This window comes from Nostoc sp. 'Lobaria pulmonaria (5183) cyanobiont' (genome assembly GCF_002949795.1).
Taxonomy (GTDB): Bacteria; Cyanobacteriota; Cyanobacteriia; order Cyanobacteriales; family Nostocaceae; genus Nostoc.
The window spans coordinates 2,973,852-2,989,651 of the sequence record NZ_CP026692.1 but is presented as its reverse complement, the minus strand read 5'-3'; the positions used below and the strand labels follow the sequence as shown (position 1 = coordinate 2,989,651).

The 15,800-nt window shown below is 40.0% G+C and carries 16 protein-coding genes; 12 read left to right on the top strand and 4 right to left on the bottom strand.

Annotation, left to right across the window (positions count from 1 at the left end):
- Positions 1-337: 337 nt before the first annotated feature.
- The 11 genes from NLP_RS12950 to NLP_RS12900 all read left to right on the top strand — a co-directional run bounded on the left by NLP_RS12950 (position 338) and on the right by NLP_RS12900 (position 11,157).
- Positions 338-958, top strand: a complete 621-nt coding sequence (locus tag NLP_RS12950; protein WP_104906747.1) for a hypothetical protein — start codon at positions 338-340, stop codon at positions 956-958.
- A gap of 14 nt (positions 959-972) precedes the next feature.
- Entirely contained in the window at positions 973-1,344 is a 372-nt protein-coding gene (locus tag NLP_RS12945) for a hypothetical protein (protein ID WP_104906746.1), read from the top strand.
- Positions 1,298-4,045, top strand: a complete 2,748-nt coding sequence (locus tag NLP_RS12940; RefSeq protein WP_104906745.1) for a hypothetical protein — start codon at positions 1,298-1,300, stop codon at positions 4,043-4,045. Before NLP_RS12945 ends, NLP_RS12940 begins: the two co-directional genes overlap by 47 nt.
- A gap of 264 nt (positions 4,046-4,309) precedes the next feature.
- Positions 4,310-5,143, top strand: a complete 834-nt coding sequence (locus NLP_RS12935) for a hypothetical protein (protein WP_104906744.1) — start codon at positions 4,310-4,312, stop codon at positions 5,141-5,143.
- 149 nt (positions 5,144-5,292) lie between these two features.
- On the top strand, positions 5,293-6,342 hold the full coding sequence (locus NLP_RS12930; RefSeq protein WP_104906743.1) for a hypothetical protein: 1,050 nt from the start codon (positions 5,293-5,295) through the stop codon (positions 6,340-6,342).
- A 103-nt stretch (positions 6,343-6,445) separates the two neighbouring features.
- Positions 6,446-7,267 carry a hypothetical protein gene (locus NLP_RS12925; RefSeq protein WP_104906742.1) on the top strand — a complete coding sequence of 274 codons (822 nt, stop codon included), beginning with the start codon at positions 6,446-6,448 and terminating at the stop codon, positions 7,265-7,267.
- 46 nt (positions 7,268-7,313) lie between these two features.
- Positions 7,314-8,006 (top strand): hypothetical protein, encoded by a 693-nt coding sequence (locus tag NLP_RS12920; protein ID WP_104906741.1) that lies wholly within the window; start codon positions 7,314-7,316, stop codon positions 8,004-8,006.
- 8 nt (positions 8,007-8,014) lie between these two features.
- Positions 8,015-9,631: a TrbI/VirB10 family protein gene (locus tag NLP_RS12915; protein ID WP_104906740.1), complete on the top strand. Its 1,617-nt coding sequence runs from the start codon at positions 8,015-8,017 to the stop codon at positions 9,629-9,631.
- A gap of 37 nt (positions 9,632-9,668) precedes the next feature.
- Entirely contained in the window at positions 9,669-10,241 is a 573-nt protein-coding gene (locus tag NLP_RS12910; RefSeq protein ID WP_104906739.1) for a hypothetical protein, read from the top strand.
- 355 nt (positions 10,242-10,596) lie between these two features.
- Positions 10,597-10,836 carry a hypothetical protein gene (locus NLP_RS12905; RefSeq protein WP_104906738.1) on the top strand — a complete coding sequence of 80 codons (240 nt, stop codon included), beginning with the start codon at positions 10,597-10,599 and terminating at the stop codon, positions 10,834-10,836.
- Positions 10,837-10,899: 63 nt separating this feature from the next.
- Positions 10,900-11,157, top strand: coding sequence for a hypothetical protein (locus NLP_RS12900; protein WP_104906737.1), 258 nt, complete (start codon positions 10,900-10,902; stop codon positions 11,155-11,157).
- Positions 11,158-11,242: 85 nt separating this feature from the next.
- Here NLP_RS12900 and plsY read toward each other — a convergent pair whose 3' ends face one another.
- The 4 genes from plsY to NLP_RS12880 form a co-directional block, all read right to left on the bottom strand.
- Complete coding sequence (gene plsY, locus NLP_RS12895) at positions 11,243-11,923, bottom strand: glycerol-3-phosphate 1-O-acyltransferase PlsY (protein WP_104906736.1); 681 nt, start codon at positions 11,921-11,923, stop codon at positions 11,243-11,245.
- Positions 11,924-12,000: 77 nt separating this feature from the next.
- Positions 12,001-13,275, bottom strand: coding sequence for a DUF3086 domain-containing protein (locus NLP_RS12890; protein WP_104906735.1), 1,275 nt, complete (start codon positions 13,273-13,275; stop codon positions 12,001-12,003).
- Positions 13,276-13,402: 127 nt separating this feature from the next.
- A complete protein-coding gene (locus NLP_RS12885) occupies positions 13,403-13,789 on the bottom strand; it encodes a DUF3119 family protein (RefSeq protein ID WP_104906734.1) in 387 nt (128 codons plus the stop codon).
- A 92-nt stretch (positions 13,790-13,881) separates the two neighbouring features.
- Positions 13,882-14,676 carry an MlaE family lipid ABC transporter permease subunit gene (locus NLP_RS12880; protein ID WP_104906733.1) on the bottom strand — a complete coding sequence of 265 codons (795 nt, stop codon included), beginning with the start codon at positions 14,674-14,676 and terminating at the stop codon, positions 13,882-13,884.
- Between the two features lie 485 nt (positions 14,677-15,161).
- Between NLP_RS12880 and NLP_RS12875 the strand changes: the two genes are divergently transcribed.
- The gene (locus NLP_RS12875) at positions 15,162-15,458 is read left to right on the top strand and encodes a hypothetical protein (RefSeq protein WP_104906732.1); all 297 of its coding nucleotides are present in this window, start codon (positions 15,162-15,164) and stop codon (positions 15,456-15,458) included.
- Positions 15,459-15,800: the final 342 nt, after the last annotated feature.

Here is a 15,800-nt window from a genome sequence, read left to right as displayed (position 1 = left end):
GCATAGCAGTTTGCTCAGATACCTATGAGATAGGGAAAGTCAAGGCTTTGAAGTTGGTTTATCCAGGCTGTCTGTATGAGAAGATTGAGTAAATTCTCAAAGTCGAGAAGACTCTACCAGTTCAATCTCGATATTTGCAATCCAGCTTTTCAAATCAGAGAAATTTAGTTTTAGATAAATCTTAATATCATGTTAACTTAACTTCAGAATACTAATGTAAAATATAAAACTTTACTATAGGTTTATAATTTGATTAATAATGAATGATGTTAAAGCACGTTTGATTGTAAAAATTGATACATGTAATAATTATAGTACACCATAGGAAAATTAGCAAATGTTTAGACAAAGTTCTCACGAGAGAAACTTTTTCAAAGCTTTAACTGGTAGTGCGGCGAAAAAATCTCACAAGTTAAGACGGGCATTTAAATCCTGTCTGACTATTCTGCTTGAATCTGTACCTTTTTTGATTGCTTGTGCTGTATTGGTTAGCGTTATCAGCCTAAAAAGTCCTATCCTGCTGTTTTGTTTACTTGTTGGTAGTTTAATTGCTGTTATCATCCAGCAAATGGGACAGCAAGTGAATTTACCAAGGCGATCGCTAATATTATTACAAATTTTAGCAGCAGCGATCGTTCTGAGTTTGTATTGGTTAGACTGGTTTGCAGCCCCCGCACAAGCTCAATTTTTTGGTAAAGCTGAAGACTTTTTCAAAACCAGCTTCCGTGGTTCAGCAACCAATGGTGGTGATAGCAACACAGCAATAAGTTTGATATTTAATGTGTTGCGGGCAATTTACTTACTCTATATTGCAATTTCCTTAGTTGGTGTGATTAACGCAGTGCGTAAAGATGAAGATTGGCAAAGCATCGCCAGAACTCCCCTATTAGTGGTTGTTGCTGTTACCGTTGCTGATGTACTTACAGGCTTTGTAATTGGCGCTAGCCCTAATAAATAATTTAGATATTTCAAATGTCTCAAGAGCGGGAACAAGAATTTCGTCCAGTCAATCAAGTTCTGGGAAGCCAACCTTCGTTAGGGCCAATTCCTGCCGATCAAATTCTTCCTTGGACGGTAATTGCCTTAGCCTCCTACTTTATTATCAATGGGATTTTTGGGGGGATTTTTCAAGAAGAGTTTCAAAAATGGTTGTGGACAGTACTAATTACTGGTTGGGGAATAGGAACTTGGTGGATCTTAACTGGTGGTAGGAGTTGGAGTTTTTTAAGTAAATTTATCGGGGTTCCCGCTTGGACAAGAGGCTTTGCTCGTTATCAAAGCTTACTGGAAGTTAACAATGAAGCAAAAAATCGGAAAACAAAGCGTCGGCATCGCCGGAAATGAAAGTAGATTAACACCATTTGAAGATGCCTTGCACTTGGCGACAATGCTGCGTGTAGCAATGAATGGACGTGATATTGGCGCTTATCTTTTGACAAAAGGTACTCAAAAAGATCGGTTCTGCTTTGTTTTTGGTTTTGATTGTAAGGGAATTCATACCACCTTAAGACCTGAACAAATTGATACACTTTTTAATAACATTGAAGCCGGATTAAAAGATATTCCTAGCGGTGAAAGGATGACGCTGCACTTGGGATCTTTTAGTTCAGACAAAGAACGCCAAAAAGAATTAGCAACATTAATCAGAAATGCCCCATCGCGAGACATAAAATATTTATTGATGGCGGAGAGAGCCAGAGTTAAAGAGCTGACTCTTTCTGGAATTCGTAAACCCAAATTTTTGCGGATTTATGTCACTTACACCATTGAATCTAACTCGCAACACGCAGATGATTGGATAGAAAAGCTTTTAGTCAAAGCTGAATCGTGGTGGTTGAAATTCAAAGGCGATCTTTCAGAAGTTGAAAATCAACGCATTGAAACCCTGATTACAAATGCTTACAACCAAGGTTTTCTTCGCTGGGAACAAATCTTATCTAACAAAATGGGATTGGATGTCAAACCTTTGACTGCTGATGAACTTTGGAGTGACATCTGGAAAAGGTTTAATGATACGCAGCCAATAGATATTCCCCAGTTAATGACTTTAGATGAACAAGGACTACACGAACAAGTTAATTCCGATTTAGCTAGTACTAAATTACTTCTAGACAATATCCACGGCACAACTTTGCTGATGGAATCCAGTGTACCTTGTGCTGATCGCCGCTGGGTTAATGTTAATAATCGTTATATTGGCACGCTGTCATTTCTGGAAAAACCCGGCGGTTGGCCCAATAAATCGGCTCAACTGCGCTATTTATGGGAGCTGTTGGCCAGAGAAACAGTAGTAGATACAGAAATTTTTTGTGAGTTGACTGCCGCAAATCCAGCAGTGGTAAAAACTACTTTGCAACGAGTGCTGAAGCAGTCAAACATGACGACAATCATGGCTCAAGAAAAAAGTAAAACTATTGATGTCAACGCTCAATTAAAGTTGAAGAAATCGGTAGCAGCACAAGAACAGTTATTTGAAGGTGCAGTCCCGATTTATACGAGTGTCGCCATTTTAGTACATCGTCCAACTGTAGAAAAATTAGATGAGGCGACAAGATATATTGAAAATTGTTTTCAACGCCCAGCCAAGGTAATTAGGGAAACTGAATATGCCTGGAAAATTTGGCTGCAAACTCTACCAATAGTTTGGGAGGGTTTATTAGCAACACCCTTCAACCGTCGCCAGCTATATTTAACTAGTGAAGTTCCGGGATTAATGCCTCTAGTTTTAAGTAAAAAAGGTGACAAACAAGGTTTTGAGTTGATTGCTGAAGAAGGTGGAACACCAATACATTTAGATTTATTTAATCAACACAAAAATTTAGCTTTGTTTGCTACAACTCGTGCTGGTAAATCGGTGTTGGTATCAGGGATTTTAACTCAGGCTTTAGCGCATGGGATTCCGGTTGTGGCGTTAGATTTCCCCAAACCTGATGGAACATCTACTTTCACTGACTATACAGAGTTTATGGAGGGGAATGGAGCCTATTTTGATATCTCCAAACAATCGAATAACTTATTTGAACAGCCAGATTTACGATCGCTAGAAGCAGAACAACAGCGCGATCGCTTTAATGATTATACCGCCTTCCTCGAATCAGCGTTAATGACAATGGTTTTAGGATCGTCCACTGAAAGTCAAATCTTATCGCAAACCGTGCGATCGCTGCTCAACCTCGCTTTAGAAGCCTTCTTTAGAGATGAGGGTATCAAAGAGCGATATAAACAGGCTATGGAGGGAGGATTTGGCACTCTTGCTTGGCAGAAAACCCCCACTTTAAAAGATTTTCTCTTTTTCTGCTCGCCAGAACACTTGCAGCTAAGTTCTTTAACTGGCAGAGTAGAAGACGCTCTCAGCCAAATTCAGTTGCGCTTACGCTTTTGGCTTTCTAGCCGCGTAGGACAAGCTATTTCTGCACCATCTAGCTTTCCTACCGATGCACAGCTTTTAGTTTTTGCTCTCAGAAACTTATCAGATAGTGAAGATGCAGCCGTACTATCCTTAAGTGCCTATTCAGCCGCACTCCGACGCGCATTAAGTAGTCCAGCTTCCATATTCTTTATCGACGAAGCACCAATTTTATTTGAGTTTGAGCAAATTTCCGACTTAGTTGGTAGAATTTGTGCTAACGGTGCTAAAGCCGGTATCAGAGTTATTTTATCAGGACAAGATCCTGACACCATTGCCAAATCTAAAGCTGCATCGAAAATATTGCAAAACCTGACAACACGGTTGATTGGACGCATCCAGCCAGTTGCAGTAGATAGTTTTGCAGACATCTTGAAATATCCCCGCCAAGTTATTTCTCGTAATGCCTCAGAAAGCTTTTTTCCCCGCAAAGAAGGCGTTTATAGCCAATGGCTGCTAGATGATAACGGTATTTATACATTCTGCCGTTACTATCCAGGTTACGAACAATTGGCAGCAGTTGCGAATAACCCCTCTGAACAAACTGCACGTAGCAAAATGATGCAACTTCACAGTGATAAATATGAAGCAATTTCTGCGTTTGCGCGTCAATTAGTGGCTACTCTACGTAGTAGTTAATTGAGTTATGTAAGTAGTTAATAGTGAGTCAAACCATTTTGGATTTTAAATTTCTGATAGTGTAGCATTAGCAAATTACCAACGTCTTTTAGATTTCCTGCACCCATTCTTGGGTTGTAGCTTAGGAATTTTAGATTTTAGAATAGCGTCGGGGATTTAACCGAAAAACTAATTCTATTATCCAAAATCCAAAATCAGCACGGTTCAAAAGCTAAATTTTTACCTCACTATATAATGTAGTCTACCTTTTTCAGGCACAGATATATGCGAAAAACTATCATTTTTACTTTTACCTTGCTATCTCTGGGAATACTACCAGCGATCGCACAAATTCAGACAGGCGGATTAGGTCAGGTTTGGACTGACTTTCAATCATATTCCCAAGATATGCAAGATTACTTTCAACATAATAACTTGAAGTATACCTTAAACCCTTTAGAACAAAGTCAGAGTCAAATTGCTATTGAGAGTGCCAAGGGAGATTTGAAGATACCTAACCCCGTTGCTGCGGGACAAAAAATTCGTGATGATTCAATTAACTACTCTTATAATTCAGATGCTAAATCAAGTCGCTTTGAGAATAATGCAGCAGTACGGGGAAATTTAATTAGTAATGAACTTAATCGTATAATTACCCGTGGAGTAGCGGTAGGTGTTCTCGGTAAAAATGGACAAACTAGGACAAAAGTAAAGTTAGAAAATACAGAAAAATCTCTGGAAGATATTGAGGGATTTGCTCAGGATATACAGGATAGTAATAATACATTTATCAATCAAATCAAGTCTGGTATTACTAATGCAGGTAAAGCTGCAACTCCAGAAGCAAATGCTATTTCTGGATTAGCAGAATTGCTAGGTGTTAGTCAAGTGCAAATGATGAAAATTCAACAGGAACAAATAAAAATTGTAGCTGAAACATTTGGTCAGACATTACAAAATAATCAGGCTTTACAATATTCCAACTTAAATTTAGCAAACATTTCTCAGCAGTCAGAAGAGGCGAATCGCGCTCGGAGAGTAGAAACATCTACAGAAGCAGCGCGACTTTTACGAGCGACTTCTCAACTAGATTTGTTTGGCAGACAAGTTAATAAGTAGGATTTTAATAAAAAACCTCTAATATTTTAGACAATTTTAAAATCCTTTAACTTCTGAAAAAGCAACAGGAAATCTAAAAAAGCTTAGTATGGTGGGTTATTTTCCTAACGCACCTGGCAAAATCTAAAAAAATAGCCCATCAATTCAAAATGCAACTTGCTATTAAACTAATTTTTGCCCAAGTAGGCATCGATCAGGTTATCGATAATGGTGCCGCAACTTCCCAAAGTATTGCCGAAGGTTGGGACAAACAATGGCTGGATTTATTACAAAATAACACCAGTAATAACTTGTATGGAGCGCTGACAAATCTGGGTATTTTTTTTGCTGTAGGAACCTTGTTGTTTTTTATGATACAATTCCTTAAAGACTTAATATCCTACGAATACACCCGTCCCATATCAGCTTTAATTTGGCCTTTTATTGTGGTAGTACTCTTAAGTAATTCAGGCAATGGAAGTATACTGTCTAATCTGACATTGGGAGTACGGAATGTTTTAAACACTGTGAATCAGCAAGTAGTGGTTTCAGCAGATGCAGATAAAATATATCAGCAAGCACTGAATATGAGTGTTGCTGAAGAAGTAGCTGGTTCTTTACTACGTCCTTGTCAATCTCTTACTGGTGAACAACAAAGTCAATGTTTTGTTAATGCTGCTGAAAAAATTAAGGTTCTCTGGCAGAAATATAGAAATATTTATGGAAATAAAAATTGGATAAATAGACTACAAACTAAAGTAGATAATATCAGATATGGGACTGGCATTGTATCAGAAACTTCTTTTAATTCTCTGTTAGGTTCTACAGTCCAAACGAGCATCAAAAACTTTTTAGTTTCCTTACAATATGCCTTCCAAAATTTGATAGAAGCTACTATGTTGTTAATAGCAGTTTTAGGGCCAATTGCTGTAGGTGGATCTTTGCTACCTGTAGCTGGTAAACCAATTTTTGCATGGCTGACCGGCTTTTTATCTATTGGAATCGCTAAAATTTCATTCAATATTATTGCTGTGCTGACTGCCGCAGTGATTGTCAATGGCCCAGGTCAAAATGCTAATGTCGATCCAGATTTAATGTGGTTCATAATTTTTCTGGGGATTTTAGCACCAATTTTATCTTTACTTGTGGCTGCTGCTGGTGGTTTTGCGGTCTTCAGTGCTATCAGCAGTACGGCTTCTTTAGTAAAAGAAAGGATATAGAAAATTAAAAATTAAAAATGAATAAATGTAAGTGTTGTAACTAGTAAGTATATGCAAAACATCATATATAATAGCTGAAGTTTTTGCAAAAGGAGGTGAGTAAATGGTGCGTTTACTAGAAAAAAGACAAAGAACGGGAAGTGTTTTGACGCTTTTTGCGATCGCAACCTTTAGTTTACATATATTAGTTTTATTTTTATTCTTATTACAAGGGCTAAATATTCGCCAACTCAGTCTGAGAAAACCTCCCAACTTTGTGCAATTAATCGATGGTAAACCAGTAGCTAATATTGATGATTTAGCAAGAGAACCAGAAGCAATTCGCCAATTTATCAGCAAAACGATGATATCAATGTTTAGTTGGTCTGGAACCTTACCACCACAAACTATTGAAGAAGTCGCAAACCCCAAATCCGATTTAGGAATACTGATTAACACACCTCAAGGTAGTAGCCAAAAAATTACTACCAGCAGTTGGGTAGCTAGTTTTGCCTTGTCAGAAGACTTTCGCAAAGGTTTCTTAAGCACAGTTGCAGAAATAACACCGCCAGAAGTTTTCTCTGAAAATCCCAACCAAGCGATGATTTCACAACTAGTAATTAAAAGAGTTTATCCGCCAAAACAAATTGCACCAGGGAAGTGGCAAGTGGGTATGGTAGCGGACTTAGTTCAAAAAAATCGAGTTGGTGGTGCAAAACTTATAACTCCTTTTAATAAAGATTTACTTGTACGTGCAGCAGATTATTTCGCTAATCCCCAAGCCGACAATAGCACCGATGTGCAAAAAGCAATTTATAGTGTCCGCGCTGATAGACTAGAAATTTATGAAATTCGGAATTTATGTTTGCTAGATGACTACAACCCGAACAAAAATCAATCACAACAATGCGGAACTGGACAAACATCTGATAGTTTTATCAGATAATCGATTTTTTACATGAAGATAGTTCAATTTATACGATCGATTATTAATGCAATTACTCAAACCAGAAAATAAAAAAAATAGCCCTTTACCCCTGTTGGCAGTAGGAACGTTTGGTTTACATCTATTTACCTTACTGTTACTAATATTTCACTGGTCTATGTTACAACAGTTAGGTCGACAACTCACACCTCAAAGTTTAGTGCAACTTGTTGATGGTCATGCTATAACGGTAGACCCGCAACCCAATTTAGAGCGACAACCAGAGACTATTCGGCGCTTTGTGGGTGAAACTATGAGTTTAATGCTTACCTGGTCACAACAGCAGCCACCAACACAAATCTGGGAAATTACCTCCCAACTAGTAGCTGATGATTTTAAACAAAAACTTAAGTCACAAATTACTAATTTAAATCCAGATAGCCAATTTGAAAATGTTAATCGAGGAGCGGAGAATGTCTTAGTAATCCAAAAAGTTTCTCAACCTCAAGAAATAAGTAATGGAAAGTGGAAAGTAGAGATACTTGCCAATCAATTAATTTTTAACAGTTATGATAAATTAGGGAAATCAGTTTCCTTTAATAAACAAATTTTAGTTAGAGCAATAGATCAACCTGCAACTTCACTACCAAATGCAGCACTACCGTCGCAGTTTGCAGCTTACCGCCTTGGGGAAGCCAGATTAGAAATTTATAATATATGTGAAATTAAAGATAATAATTGTTCTGGAAATCCAAACTAGGCTCTACCATGACCCGATACTCAATTCCTGCCCAAACGCCTCCCCAAAATGGATTTACTCTTACCACCGACGATCGCCAACCAGAAGTAGAATCTGTAGATTGGGAATCACGGATGTCAAGGTTGGTCGGCTTTGAAGAAGAATCTTCTTCTGGTGATACTCAAGGATCGGAAGACTCTGCAACGCCGCCAGAGTCGCTATCTCTTCCACAAGAAGTTCAGACCAAGCAAGCACTCTCATCTAATCCCTTTGCCAAGTTAGGCTTGGTGGGGGCTGCTACCTTAGCGATCGTTTTGGTGGGTGGTGTGTTTTTGTCTCAGTTGATGAGTGGCAGCAATCAAAAGCCAAAAACTATTGTTTCTCCACCAGTGCAACAGCAGCCCACTGATGAATCCATATCTCAACAGATGGAAGGCCAAATAGATACTCTCAAAACGAAATTAGCCCTGAGTGAACAAGCACAGATGGTGAAAGCTGCCCAACAACAGCTTAGAATTGCCAAATCAACGCCGACAGTAGCCTTACAACAACCGTCAGTTAGACAGAAAGTGATCCCAACACCCCCACCAACAGCTTACGTACCTCGGACAGTGACAGTTGAGCGCATCATTAGAGTACCTGCTTCTCAACCTTTGCTATCACCCCAGCCACTAGTTGCGAAGCCAAATACTCAACCGGTTGTTAATGTAACTCCACCACCCCCACCAAGCCCATTTGAAGAGTGGGCAAGGTTAGCAAAGTTAGGTAGCTACGGTCAAGTGAATCCTAGCAATCAACCTACTAGTAATATAGCTACTTTGGAACCTGCAAAGACTACACAGCCGCAGCAGCAAGAGACACCAAACCCCGATCCTGAGCAAACCCCACAAACCCCACAACCGGAAAATTCTGCGGTCAGTCAAGCCCAACCGCAGGGACAGAAATCTGTAGCAGTTGGGAGTAGTGCCAAAGCTGTGTTGGCGACAGCAATATTTGGAGAAACTAGTAATAAGTCAGGTGGTGGTGGTGATGCAGATGAAGCGAAAAACGTATTTGTGATCCGATTGAAAGAAGCACTAAAATCTACCGATGGTACGGTCGCTCTACCTGCAAACACCGAGTTCCTAGCTGAAATTGGTTCGCTTTCTGAACAAGGTCTTTTGCAGATGAACATAGTCAAAGTTATCTCGCAAAATAATGGCAACCCCACAGAACGAAGCTTACCCAACAATGCAATTATTCTTCGCGGTACTCAAGGTAAACCTTTAATCGCAAATAAATTTCCTGGTCAAAGTTCATCTATAGCCTCAATGGATGCAGGACTATTCGTTTTGGGAGGTATTGGTAAAGCAGCAGAGTTAGTAAATCGTAGTGATAGTGAATACCAATATCCAACAATTAACCCCACCCCCAACCCCGATGGCTCTTCTAACGGTAACGTCACCAGTGCATATCCTATTTTAGTCACTAAGAACAGACGCAACCTTGCAGCTGCTGTTTTAGAAGGTGGTATGAACTCTGTAGTTCCCCAAATCGCCCAACGCAATCAACAGGCGATCGCTCAAATGTCTCAACAAACTAATGTTTGGTTTTTGCCAGCAGGCACAAATATTGAAATCTACGTTAATCAACCAACTCAGTTTTAAGGGGTAATATTTATACCAATTTTAGATATTTGCAACCATGAAAAAGAATATTAACTTGTCAGTAAATACCCCAAAACGTTCTTATTTCATACCTATAGCTTCCTTAATTTTCTCGGTTGCTATGTTCTTATTGGTAGGTCGCGTTGTAGCTAATAACGCCGTTCTGCGTTCCGTATTTTCCTGCCAAGCACAAGGTTTAGGGGGACTAATACCTACGATCGACGTTTGGTATCAACAAGGAACAAACTTAAGTTTTATTCCGGCTGGAGAAGTAATTAAAAAAGTTTGGTTAAATGACCCATCACAAGTAACTATAAGTTTTGATGGCCCAGTATGTATGCAGTTTGGTCAAGAAGCTAATAGTAGTTCAGAAGATTGTAAAAACTCCGCAGCAAATGTAATTCAACTCAGACGAATTCAAAAACTGGACATTCCTGGACTTCCTCCCACTAGTAATACACTTTTAACAGTTGTTACCGAAGCGCAAGGTAAAAACAAGCTGTATACTTTTCGAGTTATATATAAAACAGATAATCCTGAGTATCACACTTTAGCAGTTTTTCCCGATCCTTCTGGTCAGGAAGGAGCTTGTGCGAAAGTTTTACAATAAATAAAGTTCTAGCAAAATTACCCGATAGCCACAGAAATTTACTGTTGAAAAAAGCGTTGATGCCTACGTATGTCTGCATTTTTGCCGATCAAAACCCTTGCTATAATTCCCTCCTTCTAAAAAAGGTTAGGGAGGATTTAAGCCTTTTGGCAGTTTTATTTCTTTAAATGGTACGGCTAAGATAAAGTGTATACAGTTGTGTAATAGTTCAATCACTTAAAAAACGCTATAGCTTATACTGACTTAACAAACTCAGGCATTTTTAGCCTATATCTTTATAAATCTTCAAATAAAAACTGACCATAAATTCCAAAATCGTGTAAATATAAAGAAAAGCTTAAGAGGTTACAGACTCATGGTAACAGCGAAAATGATGCAACAGCTTTGGGCTGTAATCGAGTCTACCCAAGTTAGCACCCTGCTCCAGTTTGATGATGCCGCTTTAGTACAATTGCTTTTCCAGCAGTTACAAGCAAAGCAAGGTCTTGACGCCCAGACAGATAGCACTCTCAATACTTATATAAAATCTAAACTGCCCCTAATACGTGATACAGCTGAAGGTCGATTATCTTTAGGCCAAGGTGGCAATCATTAGTCCTAAAAATCAAATGATTGCTCGTTGCCAATCATACGCTCAGAGTTCAAACAGTGGAATATTATGAATAACTGGCTAGTAATTGCCCTAGTAGCTTATCTAATTGGAGCAGCGATTGAAGGGGTGAGTACAGCCAGTCAGCTATCTCATTCAATGCCAGAATTAGCTAAAAATACACAAGCTCATCCTTCAGAGTCTGAAACTGAGTTTAGTTCAAGTTGGCGAGTTGTGGCCGCCATCGCCTCAGTCAGTATTTGTGGAGCTTTTTTCTGGCCTTGCCGCCTTTTCCACCGTTTAATTAAAGGCAACGTTCGGTCATAATCCTAAAACATCAATATAGATACTAATTCTGGAAGAAGCTCTCCCCTTGTGAGAGAAGAGTTTTGAGTTTGCTCTCGCTTACCTATCATGCAGTTTGTTCGGGTTCTGTCGCTACAGGTTGCCCAATTTTTGGCTCCGTTCCCGCAAATAGTCGTTCAATATTAGTGCGATGGCGTAAAATCACATACAACCCACCGCCAATCCCAAACAGAATATAGGGTAAAGGTTGATGCAAAAGTGCCATGAAAATGGAAACTGCGATCGCACCTGCAATTGAACTTAAAGAAACAATCCGCGATATTGCCATAACGACAGCAAACACACTTGCTGTTGCTAAACCTACCTGCAAACTCATTGCCAACAAAATCCCCAAGCTGATGGCAACAGATTTACCACCGGTAAAGCCCAAAAAAATTGATTTACTATGTCCCAGAATAGCAGCTAACCCAGATATTGTTACTACCCACGCCTGCCACAGTTGTACATCTACCGTTGGAGGGATATAATTTTGAATTGGTTCAAAGTTGAACAACCAATAAACTAGAGCGATCGCTAATACTCCCTTTAAGGAATCAAGTACTAAAACCAATGCTCCTGGGCCTTTCCCCAAGGTTCTTAGTACATTAGTTGCGCCAGTGGAACCTGAACCAACCGCCCGAATATCAATACCTTTTAACTGCTTCACAGCGATGTAGCCAGTGGGAAAAGAACCCAGCAGGTAAGCTATAACTACAATTGCCCCGCACAGAGTTAACCAAATAGCCATAATACAATTCAAAATTCAAAATTTAAAAAAGTCAAGAGGTATTACTCTTGACCAATGACCAATAACTAATGACTCATTTAAAAGTCATCATCATAGTTTCTCACTATTTTGGGGTCAGGAGCAAAGGCTAACCACAGTGGAAATTGCAGCAGTGATAGACTGATTTGCTCTTCTGAATCGTCAATAATAATTAAAGGCAATTGATTGGCTTTCGTCAATCGGTCTGCTTTTTGAGCGAGAGCATCAGATGCCTCAAATAATACCACACCCCGGTCTGGGCCGAAATCTGGGCGACCGATTCCTAGACAATCTTGCAAGCCGCGCCGCCATTCACCTAATCGCTCTGGCGTATTAGCTAAGACTAAAGTACGGACGCGATCGCCATACAGCTTGTGTAATATCGAAATTGCAGCTGAGGCAATCAGAATATTTTGTAAGCGGCTACCCATTGTCCGCAAACCACCCCTTCCTCCTTGGGTAAAAAACCAGTTGGAGATTCGTTCAGCGTGGATTGGTTCAAAGGTACGGCGTAGTTGCCACGGTGGGCCGTAGTAATCTGGTTTATTGCGGTATTGGTCAATTAGGCGGCGAATTTGCTTTGTAGTATCTTGAAACTGCTGTTGGGCAAATTGGGGTATTCCAGGTTGGGGTTCAGTTGGTTTAGCCTCTTTTACAGATGGTTTTTCTCGTTCCACCACACTTGGCGTTAGTTGCAACTGCTCGGCGGCAGAAGCCAAATCCTGTAAACTACCTGTGAGATAGTCCTTAAAACCCTGTACCCGAATTGCCAAGTCTTGGGATGTACCAGCAAAAGTAGTTCGCATCTCATTGCGGATACGTTCTTGACGGCGTTCTAATTGTTCTACAGAAATTTGCAGGGTTTGTTTGCGTTGTTCTAATTGCACTAGCGACTCTTGCACGAGTCGCCCCAGTGAGGTTTGAGTTTCACTCACCTGTGTCTGAAGCTTTTCGTAAGAAGCTTGCAGCTTGGCTATTTCTGACTTGAGAGCTGCTTGGGCACTTTGCAACTCTGCCACTCGCTGCTCTGCTTCTACATATAATGAATGATTTCCCGATCCTATTTCAGACCCCAGGGCGACATTTTCCGCTTCTAACTGCGCGACAAACTCGCCATTTGAATTTTCTGTTAGCTCTACTGTAGAATCTACCACTTCTGCATTGGAAATGAGTGGCTCAAAAGTTGTGTAGTCCTCTGATGAGCTAATGGCTTTTGTGTCTACCACTGACTCAACTGATGGATCAACTGGATGTTCAACTACATTGTTCTCTTCTGGTTTTTCTGTCAACCGCTCATCAATTGGTTCTGGGGTTTGAGATGCCTCTGGGTTCATAAACAATAGTGTAATTCCTATGACGCGAATAAATAGCTTTCAGAAATATTACAATTGACCTGCTATAAAAGTCCTGAGCATGAGTGCTGAGTTCTGAGTCTATATCAAAATGACTCAGAACTCAGCACTAAATACGCGGACAACGTTGTTCTAAGCAAGTTTTCAAGGTGTTGGGGTCAAATAAAATCGGCAAAAAGTGAATACTTTTAATTTCTTTAAAGTAAAACAAGATAGGGACTCTATTCCAAAATATCCGCCAGTTTTGCCATTCCTGGTAGGGAAAGCGCCGAATCAATTTTTCGCCTCTGTAAATATCTAAGTCGGTAGCGGTAAATTGCAAACGCAGCGTTAACGCCTGAAACATGAGAAACAAACCAAACAGAGTGAAAACAGAGCCTACCCACGGTTGTACCAACAGTAGTGGAATCGCGGCAATCACCAACACTATGGGTATATTGTAACTAGGCTTGAGTTCCACAGTTGATGTGGAGTTAGAAGCAAATGAACTGGTCACAGTCTTAAATCCTGCTTTGTTTAGTAGGCATCTCTCCTATTTTAGGAGTCAGGAGTTAGGAGTTAAGATTCCTCACTCCTAACTCATCAGTTTTATAGACCTATGAATGCACTACCAGTCCCCTGAAACATTAACCAAGAAAGAAAGAAGTTGCTAACAAATATAATCAGCAAGGCAGTCACAACAGCAGTTGTAGTTGACTGTCCTACACCTTTTGCACCTCCTGTTGTCGTCAACCCCCAACTGCAACCAATTACAGCAATTAAAATGCCAAAACAACAGGCTTTAATCATGGCGCTAAAAATATCCCAGAGACCAAGAAAGTTACGGGCTGAGTCTAAAAATACCGTATCAGATAGGTTGTAGATATTTGTCGCAATGATGAATCCTCCGAACATCCCTGTCACCAAAGACAGAAGGGTTAAAATTGGTAGCATTAAACAGCAAGCAAGGACGCGGGGGATAACTAGATAATCGATTGGATCTGTTCTTAACATCAACATGGCATCGATTTGTTCTGAGACTCGCATGGTACCGATTTCTGCTGCAAAGGCAGAACCGACTCGTCCTGCCAAAACCACTGCTGTTAACACGGGAGAGAGTTCTCGTGTCAAAGCTAGAGAAAGCACTCCGCCGATAACGTTTCCGGCGCCAAAGTTGATAAATTCCCGCGCTACCTGAATGGTAAACACCGCGCCAACGAAAATAGCCGTTAATAGGGCAATAAATAAAGAATCTGGCCCAACTGCTGCCATTTGTTCTAAGGTGTTGCGCCGATGGATTTTGCCCCTCAATAGGTGAACTAGTACTTGCCCACCCAGAAAAATTGCCGCCAGCAGCCGCTGACTCCATTCCTCTAAACTGGATTTGGATGTAGTCTGGTTCAATGTTCTCTAGCTAACTCGTAACTGCCTTAAGAATAGCGGAAGTCATGGGAATGGGGAATGGGGAATGGGGCATTGGGCATTGGGCATAAGAGGCAGAGGTGCAAAGGGGCAAAGAGGAAAAACTTACTGCAACTTCTCCCCTGCTCCCCTGCTCTCCTGCCCCTCTGCCCTCATCTCCCCACTTCCCCAAGAAGACTGAATATTAACTTATATTAAAGATGCTCTCAGAAAATGAAGCTGTTATTAAACGTGCTGCAAAGCAATAAATAAGTAGTAACCTTGGCTATAACCTCCATTTTGCAGGGTTTTTGTAGATTTAAGTCGCTTTTTTTATCCCCAGCATGGGCTGTAACTACTAGCCGTTTATTTTAATGAAAACTTAAGATTTTTGACAGATTGTCTGCTCAAGAGCGATCGCCCGTATTCTAGAAAATGACAAACCGCTATCTTGCTTTTGTCATCTCTACTCACGGAGTTTGTCTTAAATGACTATTTTTACTAACTTTCTCCGCTCCCTAGTACTTACAATCATTTTTAGTTTTGTCGTTCCCATGTTTTTTGTTGGCGGCGGATTCCTCTTTCTATCCCTGATTGGTCACTTCCCTGGTTTACAAGAGTTAACCGAGGCGATCGCAACTGAGATTATGCATTTTCTCGCCACCTTTGGTAGTGGAACTCCCCTACGGGGATTATTTGTAATTAGCTTGACCTGTAGTTTCGTTGGGGCACTGTTTGATATGTTTGTCTACTACCGATATCAAATTTTACGGATAGATTCTTAAGTAGCAAAAATAGCTTCATCAGGAGATTATTAGGCTGTAGAAGACAGGAAAAAGTAATATTTCCAAGAGTGAAAGTACTACTGATCTTAACTTAACTAGAGATTAGTGTTGCTGAATGGATTTTTATTAATTAAATTAACTGTCGAAGTGATTGATTAAATATTTATATATTCATTAGTTATTAGTTATTAATTACTGACAACTAGTAAACGTGCGCGACCATAGTAAACCAGTCCTCAAACATTCAAAAAGCCAGAATAACAAGGCATTGAGAACTTTGAATTTGGCAAAATAGCTAAAATAGCCTTTCTAAATCATCACGTTAACGCTAAACTAGAATTT

Excerpts from the sequence above, each read along its gene's own strand:
- NLP_RS12950 (WP_104906747.1), top strand. The coding sequence starts at position 338 with ATGTTTAGACAAAGTTCTCACGAGAGAAACTTTTTCAAAGCTTTAACT.
- NLP_RS12945 (WP_104906746.1), top strand. The coding sequence starts at position 973 with ATGTCTCAAGAGCGGGAACAAGAATTTCGTCCAGTCAATCAAGTTCTG.
- NLP_RS12940 (WP_104906745.1), top strand. The coding sequence starts at position 1,298 with ATGAAGCAAAAAATCGGAAAACAAAGCGTCGGCATCGCCGGAAATGAA.
- NLP_RS12935 (WP_104906744.1), top strand. The coding sequence starts at position 4,310 with ATGCGAAAAACTATCATTTTTACTTTTACCTTGCTATCTCTGGGAATA.
- NLP_RS12930 (WP_104906743.1), top strand. The coding sequence starts at position 5,293 with ATGCAACTTGCTATTAAACTAATTTTTGCCCAAGTAGGCATCGATCAG.
- NLP_RS12925 (WP_104906742.1), top strand. The coding sequence starts at position 6,446 with ATGGTGCGTTTACTAGAAAAAAGACAAAGAACGGGAAGTGTTTTGACG.
- NLP_RS12920 (WP_104906741.1), top strand. The coding sequence starts at position 7,314 with ATGCAATTACTCAAACCAGAAAATAAAAAAAATAGCCCTTTACCCCTG.
- NLP_RS12915 (WP_104906740.1), top strand. The coding sequence starts at position 8,015 with ATGACCCGATACTCAATTCCTGCCCAAACGCCTCCCCAAAATGGATTT.
- NLP_RS12910 (WP_104906739.1), top strand. The coding sequence starts at position 9,669 with ATGAAAAAGAATATTAACTTGTCAGTAAATACCCCAAAACGTTCTTAT.
- NLP_RS12905 (WP_104906738.1), top strand. The coding sequence starts at position 10,597 with ATGGTAACAGCGAAAATGATGCAACAGCTTTGGGCTGTAATCGAGTCT.
- NLP_RS12900 (WP_104906737.1), top strand. The coding sequence starts at position 10,900 with ATGAATAACTGGCTAGTAATTGCCCTAGTAGCTTATCTAATTGGAGCA.
- plsY (WP_104906736.1), bottom strand. The coding sequence starts at position 11,923 with ATGGCTATTTGGTTAACTCTGTGCGGGGCAATTGTAGTTATAGCTTAC.
- NLP_RS12890 (WP_104906735.1), bottom strand. The coding sequence starts at position 13,275 with ATGAACCCAGAGGCATCTCAAACCCCAGAACCAATTGATGAGCGGTTG.
- NLP_RS12875 (WP_104906732.1), top strand. The coding sequence starts at position 15,162 with ATGACTATTTTTACTAACTTTCTCCGCTCCCTAGTACTTACAATCATT.